General features: G+C 39.9%; 14 protein-coding genes and 1 pseudogene. 5 read left to right on the top strand and 10 right to left on the bottom strand.

Annotated features, from left to right (window positions below; genetic code table 11):
* Positions 1-29 precede the first annotated feature (29 nt).
* The 3 genes and pseudogenes from ACRD69_RS22385 to ACRD69_RS22375 form a co-directional block, all read right to left on the bottom strand.
* Positions 30-191 (bottom strand): annotated as a pseudogene (locus ACRD69_RS22385) (DUF559 domain-containing protein); the annotation flags it as partial.
* Between the two features lie 1,122 nt (positions 192-1,313).
* The gene (locus tag ACRD69_RS22380) at positions 1,314-2,282 is read right to left on the bottom strand and encodes a DUF6588 family protein (RefSeq protein WP_430817387.1); all 969 of its coding nucleotides are present in this window, start codon (positions 2,280-2,282) and stop codon (positions 1,314-1,316) included.
* 27 nt (positions 2,283-2,309) lie between these two features.
* The gene (locus tag ACRD69_RS22375) at positions 2,310-3,464 is read right to left on the bottom strand and encodes a hypothetical protein (RefSeq protein WP_430817386.1); all 1,155 of its coding nucleotides are present in this window, start codon (positions 3,462-3,464) and stop codon (positions 2,310-2,312) included.
* A 171-nt stretch (positions 3,465-3,635) separates the two neighbouring features.
* Between ACRD69_RS22375 and ACRD69_RS22370 the strand changes: the two genes are divergently transcribed.
* Positions 3,636-5,675: a M3 family metallopeptidase gene (locus tag ACRD69_RS22370; protein ID WP_430817385.1), complete on the top strand. Its 2,040-nt coding sequence runs from the start codon at positions 3,636-3,638 to the stop codon at positions 5,673-5,675.
* A gap of 142 nt (positions 5,676-5,817) precedes the next feature.
* Here ACRD69_RS22370 and ACRD69_RS22365 read toward each other — a convergent pair whose 3' ends face one another.
* Positions 5,818-7,224: an adenylate/guanylate cyclase domain-containing protein gene (locus ACRD69_RS22365; RefSeq protein ID WP_430817384.1), complete on the bottom strand. Its 1,407-nt coding sequence runs from the start codon at positions 7,222-7,224 to the stop codon at positions 5,818-5,820.
* A gap of 177 nt (positions 7,225-7,401) precedes the next feature.
* Here ACRD69_RS22365 and ACRD69_RS22360 point away from each other — a divergent pair, with 177 nt between their 5' ends.
* A complete protein-coding gene (locus tag ACRD69_RS22360; RefSeq protein WP_430817383.1) occupies positions 7,402-8,229 on the top strand; it encodes a hypothetical protein in 828 nt (275 codons plus the stop codon).
* On the opposite strand, the gene miaA is transcribed toward ACRD69_RS22360, so the two are convergent.
* Entirely contained in the window at positions 8,226-9,155 is a 930-nt protein-coding gene (miaA, locus tag ACRD69_RS22355) for a tRNA (adenosine(37)-N6)-dimethylallyltransferase MiaA (RefSeq protein ID WP_430817382.1), read from the bottom strand. The two genes, ACRD69_RS22360 and miaA, sit on opposite strands and share 4 nt — an antisense overlap.
* 66 nt (positions 9,156-9,221) lie before the next feature.
* Positions 9,222-11,135, bottom strand: coding sequence for a RecQ family ATP-dependent DNA helicase (locus ACRD69_RS22350; RefSeq protein ID WP_430817381.1), 1,914 nt, complete (start codon positions 11,133-11,135; stop codon positions 9,222-9,224).
* A 1,030-nt stretch (positions 11,136-12,165) separates the two neighbouring features.
* On the opposite strand from ACRD69_RS22350, the gene guaB reads away from it, so the two are divergent.
* Entirely contained in the window at positions 12,166-13,635 is a 1,470-nt protein-coding gene (gene guaB / locus ACRD69_RS22345) for an IMP dehydrogenase (RefSeq protein WP_430817380.1), read from the top strand.
* Between the two features lie 184 nt (positions 13,636-13,819).
* Here the strand turns inward: guaB and ACRD69_RS22340 are convergent, their stop codons facing one another.
* Positions 13,820-16,378, bottom strand: a complete 2,559-nt coding sequence (locus ACRD69_RS22340; RefSeq protein ID WP_430817379.1) for a M1 family metallopeptidase — start codon at positions 16,376-16,378, stop codon at positions 13,820-13,822.
* A gap of 180 nt (positions 16,379-16,558) precedes the next feature.
* Between ACRD69_RS22340 and ACRD69_RS22335 the strand changes: the two genes are divergently transcribed.
* Positions 16,559-17,761, top strand: coding sequence for a M14 family metallopeptidase (locus ACRD69_RS22335; RefSeq protein ID WP_430817378.1), 1,203 nt, complete (start codon positions 16,559-16,561; stop codon positions 17,759-17,761).
* 77 nt (positions 17,762-17,838) lie between these two features.
* Positions 17,839-18,423, top strand: coding sequence for a DUF4136 domain-containing protein (locus ACRD69_RS22330; protein ID WP_430817377.1), 585 nt, complete (start codon positions 17,839-17,841; stop codon positions 18,421-18,423).
* A 168-nt stretch (positions 18,424-18,591) separates the two neighbouring features.
* Here ACRD69_RS22330 and ACRD69_RS22325 read toward each other — a convergent pair whose 3' ends face one another.
* The 3 genes from ACRD69_RS22325 to ACRD69_RS22315 are packed head-to-tail and all read right to left on the bottom strand — an operon-like array spanning position 18,592 to position 21,083.
* On the bottom strand, positions 18,592-20,028 hold the full coding sequence (locus tag ACRD69_RS22325; RefSeq protein ID WP_430817376.1) for a DUF6029 family protein: 1,437 nt from the start codon (positions 20,026-20,028) through the stop codon (positions 18,592-18,594).
* Positions 20,025-20,510 (bottom strand): TlpA disulfide reductase family protein, encoded by a 486-nt coding sequence (locus tag ACRD69_RS22320; protein WP_430817375.1) that lies wholly within the window; start codon positions 20,508-20,510, stop codon positions 20,025-20,027. Before ACRD69_RS22320 ends, ACRD69_RS22325 begins: the two co-directional genes overlap by 4 nt.
* A gap of 3 nt (positions 20,511-20,513) precedes the next feature.
* Entirely contained in the window at positions 20,514-21,083 is a 570-nt protein-coding gene (locus ACRD69_RS22315; protein WP_430817374.1) for a peroxiredoxin family protein, read from the bottom strand.
* Positions 21,084-21,178: the final 95 nt, after the last annotated feature.

The raw sequence follows: 21,178 nt of genomic DNA, 5'->3' as shown, positions 1-21,178 counted from the left end.
TCCGGTGAGGTACGAACCGGGAGGTGGTTTTAGAAACTTTTGTAACAATTTTCATAAAACTCTTTGATTTCTGCAATTATAACATTGGGGTGTTCAAATACCATAAGATTTTCGTATCGTAATGTTGTAATACCCATATTACTAAGATTCCTATCCCTAAGTCTGTCATATTCCTCATTATAAACATGGTATTCCCCATCTAATTAGATAGCTAGCTTTAATTGAGGACAATAAAAATCCAGAATCTATTGCCCAATAGAATGTTGTCGCCTAAACTTCAGATTGCATATTCTTTTTCCTTAAAGGTAATTCCAAAGTTCACATTCCGCTGGAGTTGCTCTGTTTCTCAATAGTTTTCTCCTATAAATCATTTCTGGCCGGTTACTTTTCATATCTTTCTTATATTGTTGAAAACTAATTTATAAAAATGACTTAAAACCACCTCCCCTCTCCTTCGTTTAGGTACTCCTCCTTGCCAGGAGGAGAGCTGATTTATAGCTTGCAAAACACTATATATGTGAATGTTTGAATCTTTTCGAACACTCGTGGGCAAAGCATAGCGACGCCCCGGGTTAACCAACGCCCATCAAACCGGTGCAATAGCAATTGTTCCTCGTGCACTTCTGTTCCATGCACCGGCATAGCGAATGCTCGATCGTGTATAAATACATCTTTTATTTCCATCATATAAAGACCCAAGCCATCACTACCTTATTTCTGGAGCCACTTAAAGTTGAGCCTTCTGCACGGCTTTACATTGGACCGTAAACTATACGCCATGTATGATACTGCCATAACAAGGTATGATATCTATGTCTTAACTTAACAATAATATTTATGAGGATTGGTATATTTCGTAATTTAAGCCATAAATGCCTCAGAATTTCTTCGGTAATTCCATAAGCTTTCTTCGGAAGTTCTTCGGGAGTTCTTCGGGACCGCTTCGGATCAACCTCGCTGGCAGCGAGGTTGATCCGAAGCAGTCCCCTGAAAGGTCCGTATTTAGTAGCTTTCAGAGGTCTTGGGATAATAGGCTAAAAAGCACATTGTTATTAAAAATTAAGTTAAGTAAAGGGTGGTGTCGCCTGCGTTGACAATCATTATAATCAAACAGGTAAGTCAGCTAGTCTATGTATAGGGGGAACAACAAATTGGTTGACTATATATCAGAACCTAATATGAAGATGCGGTCTTAACTGAATGGCTCAACGTGGAAGTTATTTTTTCTTTAGCCCGGCAGTATTTTAAGATGTTCCAATAAAAAAGCCCGAAGCTATTCTGCTTCGGGCTTCGATATGATGTTGTTGATCTTATTATCTGAAATTGATACCTACACCGGCAGTGATAACAGAATATTCACCAACAGTGTAATCACCATGCAGTGAGAATATACCAAAACGTAAGCGCATACCTGCATTAAAATCAAATCCGGATGTTGTGTACTCTAATGCAATTGGATCTGTTATTGGATCTGTTTCTCCAGCAACGTTAAAATCCCCAATTAAGTCAAAATTACTGGTCGTTGTTCCGTATCCTAAACCAGTATAGAATGAAACAACCGGAACATTAACACCAATCAATAATCTTGATGTAAAAGCACCGGCAGCTGTTTCAAGATTACCAGCTCCAAGACCTGGTTCACTCACACTTAGTTTGGCATCAAAATCGGTGTAAGCAGCCAAAACAGATGCTTCAAGAAAAGGTACACGTTTAATAAATGGAATATAGTCCTTAATGGAATGCTTCAGACCTAATCCCCAAAGGCCTGCATCCCCAAAGTCACCATAACTGGTTTTGGGCATAAAACGACCCATGATCTCAGTATGGAAAGGTAAACCAATGGCTGCTTGTATCATAGGACTGGCAAACACATCGGCATCGGCACCTTCAATGTTTAACAGGTTTGTTTTTGTTGGGTCTTCCTGCAAATAAAAACCGGCGCTTTGCTTACTGCTTCCAGCCATCGTCGGAACCATATCCGCATCTGTTTGAATGGTTTCATACGTTCCCGGCTTAAAGTTCTTTTTGCTGTTAGGCGCAGTTGTATAACTTGCTGAAATTGTAATGTCAAACCCACCAACCTTATGCACTTTGGCCGAATTATACCAACCACTGTTAAGGTTTACGCCAAGCATTTCACCATATGGTAATAAATAAGACTGCGATAAGGCATTGGCATCGGCCTGTCCGGCCTTTAAGAAATCTATAATCTGCCCCTGACCAAACACGTGGGCTGAAGCTGCAATAAATGCAACCGTAAGTACAAATCGAATTTTCTTCATTTTATGTATGTATAGGTATTTATAATCTTATGATTCTCCCTTGAGCAAAGTTACTGCTTCTTTAACCGAAATACGTTCGTTTTTATTGTATGCCACAATAAAACCTTTGATATTTTCCGATTTCATATCGGCTTTCGCTTTTTCGATGGACTGGTATTTACCAATTGAGTATTTATACCAGTCGTTAACTGTCATCTCTATCACCTTTTTGCTGCCATCGTATACACTGCTGATCTGTTCATAAGTAGCCTTCTTTTTATCGGCCATAATTTGTATGGTTAAGAATATGTCGGGATCAGCAACCGGTGCCTCTTCAACAATAAGGGGCACTGCTGTTTCTTCGACAACAACTTCTTCTGTTACGGGTAGAGCTTGTTCTTCGCTGACTGTTGGTTCTGGAATGCTGTTAACCATGGTTGTGTCAGGCGAGGGTACAGTTGCCCCAACTGCAAGCACTGGAGCTGCTACCGGAGCTGCCACAGGAGTAGATACAGTTTCGGCAACAGGTGTAGCCGGCAATTGTGCCATAACGGATGCTGTATCCTGTTCTACAGGTGTATCTTCGACTATAAGAGGTTCAAGCAGTGTTGAATCAGCTGCATTTGTCTCTTCAGTAATAAGGACTGGTTCTTCTTCAAGATAATCACTTAAGTTGATCAGGCATTTTGTTTGCAGTTCAATGGCTTCCTGCTGGTTTTGTTGTGCCAGTTCAAGCAGTTCAACAGCTTTCTCTGGCGATGATAAATTTTCAGCTTTATTGTATTGCTTACGTGCTTTCTTTTCAAGGGCTTTCACGTCATTGCGTGTTTGTTTAGCCTCTGAATTACCCGATTTATCCAGGTCTTTTAGGCGATCGTCCAATACTTTTAAGTATTTTTTGTAGCCATCTTCATAATACAAAGCTGCCTTGGTTTTAATTTGAGCAATTTTTTTGTTGAGTTTATTGATCTTACCCGTTTTAATGCGACCATCGGCATTTTTGAGCTGATCAACTTCTTTTTCCAGCTCTTTCGTTTCCTCAACAAGAGCATCACCTTTTGAAATCAGTTTTTCAGCAGATTCCAGTCGCTTAATTTCTTTTGCGCTTAACAGCTCTTTAAATTCCTTGTCGAATGCCTGTATCGGTGCGGTGCATAATGCAAGCAATAGCATTATGAAGGTGAATTTTATTGTATTGCTCATTGTAAGTAGTTGAATAATTGGTGTTTTTCCGTTTAGTTATCAGTTGAGGCTGTTTTAACCTCTGCCTGTTAACGATTTTTAACGAACGTTATTGAAAAAGGTTTGTTGTAAGTAGAGATAATTTCTACTTAATCCTGATTACTTTTGTATTTAAGCATTAAGAAATAAATGATGATGATAAATAACATTCTGCAGAAACGGTTTAATACACCGTTTAATACACCTCCGTTTGAGCTAATAACCGAAGATAATTACCTGCCGGCTTTTAAAGAGCTGATTAAAATGGCTAAGGAAGAACTTGATGCCATTGTAGGTGATCAGGCTGCACCTGACTTTAATAATACCATTGCTGCCCTGGAAAGATCGGGTGAACAGTTGGGTATTATCAGCCATGTCTTTTTTAATCTGAACCATGCCGAAACGAATGAGCGCATACAGGAGATTGCCCGTGAAGTTTCACCATTGTTGACAGAATACTCCAATGATATCTGGTTGAACGATCAGCTGTTTGCCAAAGTAAAACAGGTATATGAAAATCGTGATAAAACAGAGATGGGCGAGGAGGAGCAACAGTTACTGAGCGAAACCTACAAGGGTTTTGTAAGAAGAGGTGCTTTGCTTGAGGGAACTGCCCGCAAACGCTACAGGCAAATAACAACCGAGTTGGCTAAACTGACCCTGCAGTTTGGTGAAAACCTGTTGCATGAAACCAATGCTTTTGAATTGCATATCACTGATAAAGAGGAGCTGACAGGTTTGCCGGATGGAGTGATGGATGCTGCGGCTGCTCTTGCCAAAAGCAAAGAGAAAGAGGGCTGGATGTTTACACTTCAGTTTCCCAGCTACATGCCTTTTATGAAGTATGCTGAAAACAGGGAATTGCGCAAGCAAATGTATATGGCTTACTCAAAACGATGCAATAATAACAACAAGCATGATAATAAACTGCTGATTCAGCAAATCGTTTCACTGCGTGTTGAAAAGGCAAAATTACTGGGATATGATAGTCATGCACATTTTGTGTTGGAAGAACACATGGCATTGCATCCTGACAAGGTAAACGCGTTTTTGTCTGAACTTTTAGATGCCTCCATTGAAGTAGCCAGGCAAGATGTGAAAGATGTGGAGTTGTTTGCTGGTGATAATGGATTGGATGGACCACTACAGCGATGGGATTATCCTTACTATGCCGAGCAATTGAAGGCTCAAAAATATGGACTTGATGATGAGGCCACACGACCTTATTTTGAATTGGATAAGGTTGAAAGAGGTGTTTTAGGCCTGGCTGGTAAATTATATGGTTTGTCATTTAAGGAAAATACGTCTATATCAGTCTATCATGATGAGGTTAAAACCTATGAGGTATACGATGAAGACGGTACTTTTCTAAGTGTTTTCTATGTTGATTATCACCCGCGCACAAGCAAGCAGGGAGGGGCATGGATGACAAGTTTCCGTGATCAGCATCGCCATGGTGAAGAAGATATACGTCCGCACATTTCAATCGTGTGTAACTTTACCCGGCCGACTGAATCTAAACCCTCACTGCTTACATTTAATGAAGTACAGACTTTCCTGCATGAATTCGGGCATGCACTACACGGCATGTTGAGTAAAGTGAATTATGAAAGCCTGGCAGGTACCAATGTTTATCGCGATTTTGTGGAGTTGCCGTCGCAGATCATGGAAAACTGGGCGACGCAGAAAGAATGGTTAAAAGATGTAGGTGTACATTACCAAACGGGAGAAGTAATTCCGGATGCCTTGATCCAGAAAATTATAGACAGTGAAAACTACCAGAGTGGCTATGCAACTGTTCGTCAGTTAAGCTTTGGCATGAACGATATGGCCTGGCATTCATTAACTGATGCATTTGGCGGCGATGTGCTTGAGTTTGAAAAGCAATCGATGGCAGCAACTGAATTATTTCCTTTGGTGGAAGGGACAGCTTTCTCAACTGGTTTCGCCCACATTTTTGATGGTGGATACGCTGCCGGTTATTACGGTTATAAATGGGCTGAGGTACTGGATGCCGACGCTTTTGAGGCATTTAAGGAGAACGGTATTTTTGATAGGGCAACAGCACATAAGTTCCGCACTGAGATATTGGAAAAAGGTGGTACTGCTCACCCCATGACTTTGTATAAGAACTTCAGGGGGCATGAACCGTCAATTGAGCCATTGTTAGTACGAAGCGGACTGAAGAAATAGTTGATAAGTTTTGTCAAGTCCATTTATATAGCAATTTCATACCCGTCTGCATACCCTGGTATGAATGAACATATCAATAAAAACAAGAGCGGAGTCTGTGCAGGCTCCGCTCTTGTTTTGTAATATCTTCATTATAAAAAAATCAGGTTTTTTCAGAGGGTTGTAATAGCCCTTCTAAACGTTCGATCTGGCTCTGTTTGTTTACTTCACGCAAATTCCTGGCTGTTTCTGTGTAATATTGGTGTTTACGTATAAAATCCAGTTGCATCTGATTCCATTCGTCAATGGTGCCAATACTGTTTCGTTCTTTCAATTCCTGATATAGTGTATTTGATACAGGGATAAAGTCACTTCTGCCCAGGTAGTCAAGGTCAGAGTCGCAAATAACCTGCTCCAGTATATCCTTTGGCTGAGGAGGGAACTTGGTTGACATTATCAGGCGGCAAACCGTATCGATCTGATCTTTAGGGTAGTTGTAGTTGGTTAATATGTCACGTGCTATCCTGGCACCATGCATCTCGTGTTCATGGTAATCGATCGTATGTCCGCTATCGTGGAATAAACCTGCCAGCTTTAACAGCAGTATTTCCTCTTCTTCCAGTCCTTCGGCCCAGCCGATTAACTCCACCTCTGTTACCACATCAATGGTATGTTTAATGTTGTGATAGTAGAGGTTTTCAGGTAATTTATGTTCAAGGATATCAAGTAGATCTTCCTGAATGTCCATGAATTGAATAAGGCTGTACTTGGTTTTAAAATTACGATTCGGAATAATTTGCCCTTTGTCTTCAGAAAGCTTAGGCAGTATTCCATTGACTTTGAACATGTCAAGGAAGCCCTTGTACTTGGCAGGCATTTTACCATTTTCCTGCACTTCGAAAAATTCTTTGATCAATTCATAGGTCATCACCGAAATATTGATGTCTCCCTCTTTACAGGCCATTCCCATGCGCGATGCTATGTTAACGCTTTCACCTGTCAGTGTATAGGGTGAGCTTTTTTTACCTGTTAGTTCACCCAGGACCGGACCTGTATGTATGCCGATACTGATTTTCCAAAATGGTTCCTTATCCCCGTTGATAATGCATTTTTTAGCTGCCATCTGCATTTCCATGGCTGCATTTACAACGTCAATCGGGTTCGTGCGATTTTCTTCCAATATACCGCCGGCAAATAAAAATGTATCACCAATTGTTTTTACTTTCAGGACACCATATTTTTTGGCTATATCATCAAAAGTGAGGTAGAGCTCATCCAATGCATCAATTAACTCCTGCGAATGGGCATGACCGTTGATCCTGTCAAATCCTTTGACGGTTGCATAGAGAACGGATACCATTTTAAAACGCTTGACACGTTTTTTAGATGGCATTTTCAGCCGTTCTTCAATTTCTTCGTATGAATATTCAGATAGAAGATTGAGGTACTTTTCGTTTTGTTTCTGAATTATTTCATAACGTCCAACAAGGCCCTGTAATTGGTCGTTCAGCTCCTTATTGCGATTCGCCAGTTTCGTAATTCTCAAAATATAGTCTTCAATGCTTTCCATTGTTTGGGTATTTAGATTGCGCATTAAAAATAATGCATTACAGGTATTTTTAAAACTATTGACGCTTACGTTTATCGACTACGTTTGCGTAATTCATCTCTTAACACTACGTTGCTAAGACGAAAAATGTTATTTTTATTTATAATTGTTCTAAAATCATAGATAAACAATAAGAAAATGACAACGAAACACCTAATTCTATTCTTACTTACCATGCTCAGCCATGGCGTTTTTGCTCAGATCAGTAAAGCATGGGAATCTGAAACCGTCCTGGAAGTGCCTGAGTCAGTCAAAGTGTATGCCGACGGTAACTGCCTCTTTGTATCCAATATTGCAGGTAAGCCATCCGATAAGGATGGGGTAGGCTATATTTCCAAATTGTCGCTGAAGGGAGATGTGATCGATCTGAAGTGGGTTGAAGGTCTTGATGCACCCAAAGGAATGGCCATTAAAGAAGGGATATTATATGTGTCAAATATTGATGAATTGGTATTGATCGATATTGCTGCAGCTAAAATCCTTAAGCGCATTGAGCGAGCTGATGCCGACTTTTTAAATGATGTAAGCATAACTCATTTGGGCGATGTACTGGTGTCTGATTCTGGCACGTCAACCATTTTTGTACTTAACGATGATAAACTTGATGTATGGTTGAAAAATGAATCGTTTGGGCGTATTAATGGTCTTTTCGCCGAGGATGATTATGTGCTGCTTGGTACGGCGTCAAGTATTGTAAAGATTGATGTGGCGTCGAAAAAGCATAGTGTTTTTGTCGAAACAGGGGGACAACCCGACGGAATAGAAGCCGATGGCAATGGCGGTTATTACTATTCATTCTGGCGGGGTGAACTGTTTCATTTTATTCCGGGTGAGCAGCCAAAGCAATTGTTGAATTCAGCGGAAGACAATGTGCAAAGTGCTGATATTGGATACAACCCGGATACCAAGGAGATATTGGTTCCAACCTTTTTCTCCAACCAGGTAGTTGCTTATACCATGGATTAAGCTTTCATAAGATGTATGACCCGTTCAATGCGGTCTTCAACAGGTTCAAAGGCGTCGACCCAGTGAATTTTGGCGCCTTTACGCTCCATTCCTCTGAACCAGGTCATTTGTCGTTTTGCAAACTGGTGAATGGCCACATTAAGTTTCTCAAACATTTGCCTGTAGGTCAATTCTCCGGTTACATGCATTGTCAGGAACTTATATTCCAGGCCATAATAAATAAGGTCATCAGGTGCTACACCGCTGTCCAGTAATTGCTTCACTTCATCGATCATGCCTTCATCAAGGCGTTTTTTAAGGCGCGATGTTATTTTTCTGCGGCGTGCTTCCCGATCTATGTTAACACCAATTATCAGCGGATTAACATCAGGTAGTTTAACTTCAATTTCAGGATTCAGTTTGTAATACTCTTCTATTTCAATGGCCCTGATCGCTCGCTTTACTGTATCGGTATCTGTATTGTTATGCAAGGTTTTGTATGATGCCAGAATTTCCGATAGCTCATCGCGGTTTTTACCCTGTAAGCTATCTCGCAACTCCTGGTTAACAGGAACATTGATCAATTTGTACTTTTTCAAAACCGATTCAATATACATGCCTGTGCCGCCACACATTACCGGCCAGCGTTCATTGGCCTTAACCTGTTCAAATGCTTTGAAGAAATCGGCCTGGTATTCGAAGACATTGTATTTGTAACCGGCATCAACAATATCAAGCAGGTGATGAGGGATGGTATAACCATCAATGGTATAATCTTCAATGTCTTTGCCTGTTCCCAGGTCCATTCCACGGTATATCTGTCGTGAGTCGGCACTAATGATCTCTCCATCAATTTTTTTTGCCAGATGGGCTGCAAATGTTGTTTTACCTGAAGCTGTTGGTCCTAGAATGACAATTAAGTTGTATGGAGAATCTTGATATTGCATGATGTAATTTTGCTTCAAAGCTATGAAATAGTTTGGTAGATTTTAAGCTAAAAGTTATTGTTTCTTTTACACGGACTCACTTCTTAAAACAAGCAGACCATTGTCGGATTCGTTAATGACTTCATATTCTTCGAGCCAGCGCAGTACTTTTGACACATCTGCCTGCGGCTTGTTTATTTTAATGATCAGCTCATCATAACTCAAAGCCTTGTTGTTGAGTTGCTCGTAAATCAGATCCCTGATGGTGCTAAAATCATCAACAGGTAGTTCTGCTTTTTTTATGTTTTGACAAATGTCGCACATACCGCAGTCTTCACCTCCTGTTTGGCCAAAATAGAGCAAGAGCTGTTTACTTCTGCAGATATGATTGGTTGTTCCATAACTGATAACACTATGGATACGATTTTCATATTTATCTTTTCGGTCTTTATATACCTCTTTGCGTAACTCAATATACTTGCTGTCTTCGCGTGAGGTCGTGTAGGTTATCAGTGGTGTTTTCTTAGATGGAATATATTTTATAACACCCAGTCGGTTGAGTTGTACCAAAAGGTTATAAACAGTATCGCGACTTACGTTCATACGTTTTGCCAGCAGCTCTTCATTAATGGGTACATATTCGGTAAATAAGCCTGTGTAGGAGCGCAGCAGCAACTTGGTAAAACGGTCGAACTCTTCATTGGCAACCTGGAATTTGTATAGGTCATCACGCCGCATAATAAAATGGACCTTGGCTGATAGTTGCAGCTCTTCGGTAAACTCTATATAACCTGCCCGTTGCAAAATTTTAAGACTGTTATACACCGTCATCAGACTCATGCGGTAGTTTTTACAAAACAGGGCGAGGTTAAAGTCGTAAACCCTGTTAAACCCACTGCCAACAGCCAATTGAAAGAAGTTGCCCAGGGCCTCGTAAACGGCCAGTATTTTTTCCTTAGGTGGAAATGTTACAGCAATACTTCTTTTAAGACGTACTTTATCATTGTTGGACCAAAGAAGGACGGCAAATGCTTTTTTGCCATCACGGCCGGCGCGCCCAGCTTCCTGAAAATAGGCCTCCAGAGAATCGGGAGCATCCATATGCACGACTAACCTTACATCAGGCTTATCGATACCCATACCAAAGGCATTGGTCGATACAATAACCCGAATGTCACCATCGGTCCATAATTTCTGGCGTTTATCTTTCACATCAAGGGGCATGCCTGCATGAAAAGAACTGGCTGAAATGCCATTTTGAACCAATAGATCACTGTATTCTTTCGTCTTTTTTCGGTTTCGAACATATACAACAGCGCTACCTGGTACTTTGCTAATAATATTGAGCAGTTGCTGCTCTTTATCTTCAGCTTGTCGCACTACATAAACAAGGTTGTCGCGACTAAAGCTCTTCTGAAAGAGATTTTTTTTAGTAAAGAGCAATCGATCCTGTATGTCCTCAGCAACTTCAGGAGTGGCCGTTGCCGTCAATGCTAACACCGGTACATCAGGTAATAATTCACGTATACCGGCAATTTTTAGGTATGAAGGCCTGAAATCATACCCCCATTGTGAAATGCAATGTGCTTCATCAACAGCCAGAAGGTTGACATTCATTTGCTTTACTTTCTCCTTGAACAGATCGGTGCCCAGGCGTTCTGGTGAGATGTATAAAAACTTAGTACCGCCAAATATGCAATTATCAAGTGTGATATTGATCTCTTCCCGTGTCAGGCCGGAATAAATGGCAGCTGCTTTTACATTGCGTTGCCTGAGGTTAGCCACCTGGTCTTTCATCAAGGCAATAAGGGGCGTTATTACAATGCATATGCCTTCTTTAGCCAATGCCGGCACCTGGAAAGTCAGTGATTTACCGCCACCCGTTGGCATTAATCCCAGGGTGTCGTTGTCATCAGCCACCGAGCGAACAATATCTTCCTGCAAAGGACGAAAGACCTCGTATCCCCAGTATTGCTTTAATATATGATGAAAAATATCCATGTGGCATCAAAGGTAGCTTTATTTAAGAAAAGTGAGATGGTATTGATGAGGAACGGTGATTTAGTTTATTTGTTTATTAGTTTATTAGTTTATTAGTTTATGAGTTTATAAGTTTATGAGTTTATCAGTTTATCAGTTAATTAGTTTATAAGTTTATGAGTTTATCACTTCAACTCCTCAACTCCTCAACTTTTTAAACCACCATCAGTGTTTTAAGCGCACTGCTACCGCACTTGCCTGGTAGTAAAGAGGGTAGCTCTCCTCTATAAGCTTTATTGGTACGTATTACAATATCAACATAGTTATCTTTAGCCCTCGGTGCCGGGCAGGCACATCCTTTTTAAAAAGGATGCAAAACTTGATTGAAAGAGGTGATTGCTGCGCACCAGAGATGGATTTATTGCTTCAGGCTTCCCTTTTCCTTCGTCAAAGCCGCCATTACGCAATATCCACTCTTATCACTGGCTTTCAATCGTTCGAAACCCTGTTTCGATTTAGGCGGGTAGAGCTGAGCTTACAAATGAAATAAGTGCCGGATTGGTGTGAAAGGCCTTTATTTTCTTTGTATACTTTCTTGTTTCAGGAATAAGTCTCGTGTCTCAAGCGACGTTTGTAAATCAACATATGAAACAATTAGTTTGCATCCTTCAAAGGCGCGAATTACAAATTCGCGCCAGCGAGGGACTGGGCAACAAGGTTGATAGATTATTAGGTTATTAGATTGTTTATTAGTTTATCAGTTTATCAGTTTATCAGTTTATCAGTTTATCAGTTTATCAGTTTATCAGTTTATCAGTTTATCAGTTTATCACTTCAACTACTAAACTCTTCAACTCCTCAACACCTCAACTCTTCAACTCTTAAACTTTTTAAACTCTTCAACTCCTCAACTCCTCAACTATCTGCCTGATAATTAGCCTGCATGTATTGATTATAAAAAAATAACTTAGTAATATTCGATAATTAAAGTTGCTGTGAATATTTTTTTACTACTTTTGCCAAAATTTTTTAATCCATAAATAAAGGTTCCATGTCATTTCTTGAGGATAAAATCGTATCAGAAGGTTTAACATTTGACGATGTTTTATTGATTCCTGCCTATTCGCAGGTGTTACCACGTGATGTGAAATTAAACGGTCGCTTTTCTAAAAACATTGTATTGAATACGCCTATCGTATCAGCAGCAATGGATACAGTAACCGAGGCTCGTTTAGCAATTGCCATTGCGCGCGAAGGGGGTATTGGTGTGATTCACAAAAACATGCCAATTAAAGATCAGGCTAAGCAGGTTGAGACAGTGAAACGTGCCGAAAATGGTATGATTTACGATCCGGTAACAATTATACAGGGTAGTACAGTAGGTCAGGCACTTGACTTGATGAAAGAATATAAGATTGGTGGTATCCCGGTTGTTGATCAGTATGGTTACCTGGTTGGAATTGTTACTAACCGTGACCTGCGTTTTGAACCAAACATGGCTCGTTCGATCGATGAGGTGATGACAACTGAAAACCTGGTTACAACCAACCAGACAACTGACCTTGAAAAGGCAGCTGCCATTCTTCAGCAATATAAAATTGAAAAGTTACCGGTTGTTGACGCTAACAACAAATTAGTTGGTTTGGTAACGTATAAAGATATCACTAAAGCAAAAGATAAGCCTTATGCATGTAAAGATGAGAAAGGTCGTTTACGTGTAGCTGCAGGTGTAGGTGTTACAGCCGATACATTTGATCGTATTGACGCTTTGGTAGAAGCCAATGTTGATGCTATTGTTATTGATACGGCTCACGGACATAGTGTTGGTGTATTGGAAACATTGAAAAAGGCCAAAGAGAAATATCCGCAGTTGGAAGTTGTGGTAGGTAACATTGCTACAGCTAAAGCTGCTCTTGATTTGGTTAAAGCTGGTGCCGACGGTGTTAAAGTTGGTATTGGTCCTGGTTCTATTTGTACAACACGTGTTATTGCGGGTGTTGGTGTACCACAGTTATCGGCCATTTATGATGTGTCAAAAGCATTGGAAGGAACAGGTGTTCCTGTAATTGCAGATGGTGGTATTCGTTATTCCGGTGATATTGTTAAGGCTTTAGCTGCCGGTGGTGATGCTGTAATGTTAGGTGGATTGTTCGCAGGTGTTGATGAGTCACCAGGTGATACTATCATTTACAACGGACGTAAATTTAAGTCTTATCGTGGTATGGGTTCTGTTGAAGCAATGCAGCAGGGTTCTAAAGATCGTTACTTCCAGGATGTTGAAGACGATATTAAGAAGTTAGTACCAGAAGGAATTTCGGCACGTGTACCATATAAAGGAACCTTATACGAAGTTATTTATCAGTTGATTGGTGGATTACGTGCAGGTATGGGTTATTGTGGTGCTGCTAACATCGAGGAGTTGCACAAGGCTCAGTTTACCAAGATCTCCAATGCTGGTATGAGTGAAAGTCACCCGCACGATGTTACAATTACACGTGAGGCGCCTAACTACTCAAGATAAAAACATAGATTTACAGATAAGAAAAGGGAGTCCAATAATGGATTCCCTTTTTTTTATGATTGTCGAACTGTCGAATCGTCGAACTGTTGAACTGACTAGATGTCGAACTGTCAAAAGACCTGGTGATCAATAGTTCGACACTTAATCAATCCGACTAATCAATGCCTGTCTAAAATCAAATTCTTTAATAATACCTGTCTTTGATCGTATAAGCCCTGTATGTCATATCAATATTCTGAAGAATCTTCAATTTAAGGTGCTCCGGATAATTGGGATTATTGATCAGAAATTGATTCGCAACATTATAGGCGTTTTCTGACGAATGACCACTGAAGCTGTTTCCAAGCCAGCCTATAGGGAAGAAGATATCACCAGTCAGCTGAATTTCTTCCAACAGCTCAAGAGTGGTGTGCAGATAATGGATCGAATGTTCAGTTCTTAGCGGATGATGCAGGTTAGCCAAAGCATTTTGCACCCAGCCTTCTTTGCTGCGATTCTCAACCTGTGATAAGGATAAAAAGAATTCATCCCTTTCGGCCTGATTATTCGATAAAGAGGGTAGAAGAAATTCTAGTTTTTCTTTGTTGTGTTTACTTTTTAGGTTTTGTAATACAAGAGTTTGTAGTTCTTTTGCTTCGGGATGACCCTTAATGCTTAACTGCGTTACTATGCGAATCAGATCATTATCGCTGAATGTTAAGCCTGTAATAGATTGATTTCCCTGTAATAAATCTTTGATCTTATCATTGGCTTCCCTGCTAACGCAAATACTACTCCATAATCGGAAAAGAGTCTTTTTGTTCGCTATTTGATCCTCCTCCAGAATACGCCTGTAGATCTCTTCTTCTAATAAAGGAGCTTGCGTTTTCCGGATATCATCAGGAATGAATTTCCAGTAGGTGCTTTGAAGCTGATTACTTAACTGATTTAATATAATTGGATTGGATTCAGATAGAATGGCATGCTTTAAATAGTTTATAAAAGCATCGGGCGAAATGCTGCCATCAAGAAAATTCTCGTATAAATTAATGGCTAATCTGCCGCGCAACAAGTCATCTTCTGTTGCTGCCATTTCCTTTAACCAGTAGTTTTGCTGCAATTGGGTTATACGGGCGAGGCCATAGCCTGCATCATCGGCAAAAAAGAGGGAGTTAGGCTTTTCAGGGTTATCAGGAATATCTATTTGGGCATCATACATTTGATACTGAAGATGAGTGGCATCTTGTAAGATATTCACCTCCTGGGGCCAGTAGGTATTTGTAGATGCCAGGTTGGCATGCTCCGGTATTTGTTTAAGTTTCCAGGCTTGCATATCATGTTCCGAAGGTTCAAAATATAATACAGGGCGACCGGGTTCGAAGACCCATGCATTGCTCCAGACTTTCAGGTCTGTTTCGGTGTATTTATCAATACAGGCAATTAAATCATTCCATGAGGCATTACCGTAGGCGTTTTTCGCTACATACTCCCTGATACCCTTTTGCAGATTTTCTGTACCAGCAATGTTTTCCAGCTGCTTCATTACAATGGGTGATTTGTGATAAATAATACCACCGTATAAAGTACCTGCATTTTTCAGGTTTTTCAGCTTTTGACCAATGGGATTGGCACCGGCTGTTCTGTCAACAGCATAGGCAGGAGGGAAGTGGGCCATTAAAAAGCGCAATTGATGGTTCATATCCTGAAACCAGGGCTCTGTTATCTTGTCAGCCATGAAATTGGCGAAGACCTCTTTCAGCCATACTTCATCAAACCAGGGCATGGTTACCAGGTCGCCAAACCACATATGTGCCGTTTCGTGTGCAATCAAATTAGCACGACCCAATTCCTCATTACGTGTAGGGTTTTCATCCAAAAATATTTTCTCGGCACGATAATAGGTAGCACCAGGATGCTCCATGCCGCCAAACTGAAAAGATGGAATCGCTACCAGGTTATAGGTTTCAAAAGGGTAATCATAAGCAGTGAAATCTTCCAACCAATCCAGTGACGCTAGTGTTTGCCTGAATACTTCATCAATATTACGCTGGTATTTAATGGTATCATCAACCATATGGAACATACCGATCTTTTTACCTTTCCAGTTTACCGAGTCAAATTGATAGGTTCCGGCAGTAAAGGCCCATAAATAAGTGCTGATAGGCTGAGATGGTGCAAACTCCAGTATGATTCTGTTATTAAGCTTCTGAGTCACCGTTGGCTCACCATTAGCGATGCCTGTCCAGCTTTCAGGTAACTCCATTTTTACAGCAAAGCGACCTTTGATATCTGGTTGATCAAAACACGGGATAGCGGTTCTCGCACGATCGGGAACAAAAAGCGCATAGAAATAATCATCGTTTCGGTTTAATGCGCCATCGCCCAGTATAAACTTTATTTTTATTGTATTTACTCCTTCGACAAGGTGTTTTTTTGATAGCTTAATGTGCTCATTGATAATAGATGGTGAGTCAACAGTATCCTTGTTGATGATCAGTTGTTGCAGTTGTTCATTGCTGGCTTTGAAATCGAGGAATACGTTTTCTGCTTTAGAAAGTTCAAACTGTATTTTTGACATCCCGTCTATTGGCTCATCCTTATCGTCAGGAACAACAATTGATAAATGATAATTGAGCTTATCTATTTGACCGGCACGTTGTTTGGCCAGTTGTTGACTGACTCCATTGTCAGGAGCAGGCTTCTCAAATGTTGAGCATCCAACCATGAATAACAGGGGAAGCAGAAAGAAGTATGTTTTAATCATTGCTAATTATTTTGCTCCTAAAATAGGTAAATCAAAACACACATTTTATGATTTATTCTTTTCTTAATATAAAATTATGAACTTACTGTTAGGTTAATGTGTCTTAATATCAGATAAAAACCAGATACGTCATAAAGTGTCTCTTACAATTCATGTGTTTTACCTGATAGTTCGAATGGCATGTTTTTAACAAATTTCAGTTATAATACTTATTGGGCGAAAGATCCGGATGGTGTCACGCCTAAGGCCTTTGTAAATAATTATTTTCACGAGACATATGGCGATTGCCGTCTGGCGTTTCTCAGAGGTGTTGATCGACTTGTCAGTAAATATACAGATACGCAGGCAGGAAAGCTTTATATTGATAATGAGCAAAGACAAGTGATTGACTGGTGCTATATTCCGCAACGTGGAACAAAAGAAAGGCTATTGATCCTTAATTCAGGATTACATGGAATTGAAGGTTATGTTGGCAATGCCTTTCAATGCTTGTTTATGGATGAAGTACTTAACAGTGATGTTTTAAACCATGTCGGGGTACTGATAATTCATGGTATTAATCCTTATGGCTTTCAAAATGGACGAAAAACAACCGGTAATAACGTTGATCTGAACAGGAACTGCCTTCTGACACAAAGTGACTTTACCTATAAAAATGCAGGTTATGCAGAGTTGGTCAGTATGTTAATGCCCGATGAAAGAGTTAATCTGAAATCGGATAGCAATCGTTTTTTTCTATTCAGGTCAATGCTTAAGATCATTAAAGAATCAAAGTCGGTTATGAGGCAGGCAATACTTCAGGGACAATATGAATATGAAAAAGGCTTTTGTTACGGAGGAGCCGGGCATGAACCGCATCTGAAGGAACTGAAAATCTTATTGATCGATAAGATACGTCAATATCCAAGCATGCTGAACATAGATATTCATACCGCATACGGAGAACGAGGCAAAATTCATCTGTTTGTAAACCGGCCATCCAATGATAAGGTCACTGAGGTCATTGGTGAGATCTTTAAGGATAGAAAAGTTGACTGGGGAGATTCGAAAGGATTCTATGAGATTAAAGGAGATTATGTGTCATGGGTTAACAGCCTGGTACCTGAAACATTTTCTATTCCAATGCTGTTTGAATGCGGAACAATGAATAGTCAAACAACCTTTGGGTCCATCAAGTCATTGCAAATAATGATACTGGAGAATCAGGGAGCGCATTATGGTTTTGTTGATGAGCATACTGAGAGCACAGTTAAAAAGCAATTTCGTGAAATGTACTATCCCAGTTCTTCCGTATGGCGAACATTGGTATTGTCAGATGCCCAAACATTACTTAAACAAACAATTGAAGGGTATGTGAACTTTAACCCAAAGTCTGTGCTATAAAACTTTTACAGACTTTAGTGGTTTTGTGATATAAACTATACTTTTACCTGTGTAAATAATTAACCAAATTATTAGTAATGAAAAATGTATTAACCTTAACTATTGTAGCGATTCTTCTTGGTGCCTGTGCAGGCGTTAAAACGACTTCAGATCATGATCCGACAGTGGATTTCACTCAATTTAAAACGGCCGAATTCTATGGTTGGGATAAGAATACAACAGAAGACCTGAATTCTTTTGATCGTAAGCGTATTGAACAGGCCTTTACTGAGGAGTTTAAGAAAAGAAACATTGAAATAGTTGAAAAGGGTAGTGGAGGTGACCTGATTGTCAGCCTGTATCTTATCAATGAAGAAAGAACGCAGACAAGGGCAACAACTACTCATAGTCCTAATGTACATGTATACGTTGGCTTTGGCGGATATTACGGTTATGGTCCCGGCTGGGGATATGGTCCTGGTTGGGGTGGCTACAGTACAACATATATTGAAGATGTTGATATAAATGTAGGTACATTGGTTTGTTCGGTATTTGATGCAGGTAAAAAGCAATTGATATGGGAAAGTGCTGCCAGCAAAACAATTGATGAAAATCCTGAACTGCGCCGAAAGAGTATTCCTTATGTGGTAAGATCAATAATGAGGAAATATCCTAAAAAGTAAGATGTTATTATATAGAATAATGAAGAGGCTGATGGAAATTTAAGCTTCACTCAAAAGTCGCAGAGAAAGTGCGCAAAGACCGCAAAGTATAATGCTTTTCCATTTAATTCTTTGCGAACTTTGCGTTCTTTGCAAGGACCTTTTTCGTTTTGGACACCCTCTTTTATTTTAAAATCGCGCATTCCATCTTAATTCAAGGCCTTTGAAGTCGAGCACTTCATAGCAAACGCCGGCGCTGCATGCCGGACCGCCACGTCTTTCTCCAGCGAATAACTGCACGGTGTGTTTATCGTTTAGTTTATAACGCACTGTTCCGCTCATCCATAGTTTATCATCATTACTTATAAAGTTATCGTTACTCCATTCAGACAAGGCTCCGATAAAAATACGTGAATCATAACGATAGGTGAGAGCACCCACATAATTTTGATTGGATTTATCTGTTCTGTCAAATGTTTGATATTCCAGTTCTATTAAAAAACCTTGTTTGGTCTTGAACGGGATGTCGATATTACTACCTGCAGAGATACGATCTTCTTCACCTTTTAAGGGATCATTGGCATAGTCAAAAAACAGCTTTAAATCGCTTGATTTTATTGATGTTGATAATTCGCCAAACCACTCACGGTATTTCAGGGTGCTTCCAAAGTCATTGTTGGCGATGGTATGGTTTATTGTTATTAAGGTTTTATCACTGGCCTGGTAAAATGCTTCAAGCTGAATACCGTTTTCATTGTCGGGTTGCAGTACGTGTGTGCTCCTGTTTAAAACCCTATAGGAATGCTCCTTTACCAAGGCGGGCGGTTCATTAATGCCTGAGCCGATTACGAAATTGTCATAGTCTTTCCATTCTGCACTCAATCCAAATTTTCCAAGGCTAAAGTTAAGCGATGCATAGATAGCATGACCTTCTGAATCGGCATTGACCGTTGATGCATATGCCGTATAATAATTAAGGAATGGGAAAATACGTCCATTCAAAGAACCGAGTGCATAATCGGTTGTTGCAGCACTGTTTGATAAGCGCATAAATGTTCCGGCAATGGTCTGTTTAAATAATTTATACTCTCCGCTTAATGCAGCAATTTCATCGTCACGCCTGTTTTGCCACTTGTCGGTTGGAGGAACTAAATTATTTAAGACAAAACCGTATGTAGCCTTTATGGCAAATTTCTTGTGTCGGTATCCGGCAGAGGCTCCCATGATATCCCGATAAAAATATTGCTTGCTTCTAAAACTAATGTCTTCTATTACGGCACCGTATATTTCGTATGAACGTAATAGTATACCGCGACCTATCGTTTCATTAAAGTTACCGGCTTTAAATTCCCATCCCTTGTTTCTGTAATTGAAGCCAAGCCAGCCAGGTTCGATATAATTGCGCTCAGAATAAGGTGAAACAAAGTACTGAAACCCGGCTTTAACTTTAAGCTTTTGATACCGGTAATTGATGTTTATTTTGTTGTACAGTGCATTAAACGACTCTTCGTTAGCTGTGGGCAGCTGACCATACTGGTATTCCATAAGGCTTGTGCCCGATAGCTGAGCAAAGGCCTCGCCTGAAAGTAACAGGAAGAGAATGCCTGAATAAAGAATCTGCCTCATTGAATGATCGAATTGATTTGTTGCACAAGCTTCTTTTCATCTCCTGCTGTCCATCCTTCATGCCGGTAGATGATATCACCATCTTTATTGATCATTAATAATGTTGGTAACACTGAAATATTCAACTCATTCAATAGTTCGTTATCAATATCAGAAATAATTGGATAGGATATCTTCAGGGTTTTACTCAAAGGCAATACTTTAGAAATGCTGCGAGGTCCATCTGTATTGACCCCTATAACAGCCAGACCTTTGCTGCCATATTCCTTAAAAATTTCATCAATTTGGGGCATTGCTTTCATACATGGTTTGCACCAGGAAGCCCAGAAGTCGATGATCGTCACCTCTTCACCTTTCAATTCATCATAACTTACCCATTCTCCATCAAGATTTTCAAGCATGAAATCAGGAATGGTTTGCGCTTTAACGGTGTTAATTGTAAGGCATAGAATAAAAATAATAAGGGCTGGTTTTCTTGTCATGCCTTATAGATTATCTTTAATTATAGCCAAAGCAGCCTTAATATCTTTCGATGCTCCCTGAGTGCCTTTAAATACAATGTTGCCATCTTTGTTTACAACGATTAATCGATCATAGGTGGTTTTGTAGTCAGAAGCAACTTTAGAGGCGTTAAGAAGAAGAGGAAATGAAACGCCTGTAGTGTTTTTGAATCCCTGAACAGATGCTTCTGTTCCATCCCACTGGTCCAGTCCAATTACTGCTACATTAGAATCAGAAGCATATTCGTCGGCTATATCTGACTGAACTTTAGGTGCTGCCGCTTTACATGTTGGGCATGAATTTCCTAGAAAAAACATAACCAGCACTTTATCGTCAAAATCAGCAAGACTTACCGTGTTTCCGCTTAATGAAGTCAGGGAAAAATCAGGCGCTGCATCGTCACTGTTTCCTTTCATATCATCCGCATCACTTCCCTGTTCCATGGTGTCTGTAGGGTCGTCAGAATCACTACAGGATATAAAACCAATACTTAAAAGTCCTGATAGTAGAAATACATTCAATACGTGTAAGATGTTTTTGATGCTTGTTTTCATGGTTTAAGTTATTAAAGGGTTTAACCAGTATTTTTTATTTAGATGTATTTTTTAATAGTCATATGTTCTGTAAGCCTTATGTATACTAAAGAGTT

The organism is Carboxylicivirga agarovorans (assembly GCF_050589845.1).
GTDB classification, from domain to species: Bacteria; Bacteroidota; Bacteroidia; order Bacteroidales; family Marinilabiliaceae; genus Carboxylicivirga; species Carboxylicivirga agarovorans.
This window is presented reverse-complemented; position numbering and strand designations above follow the sequence as displayed.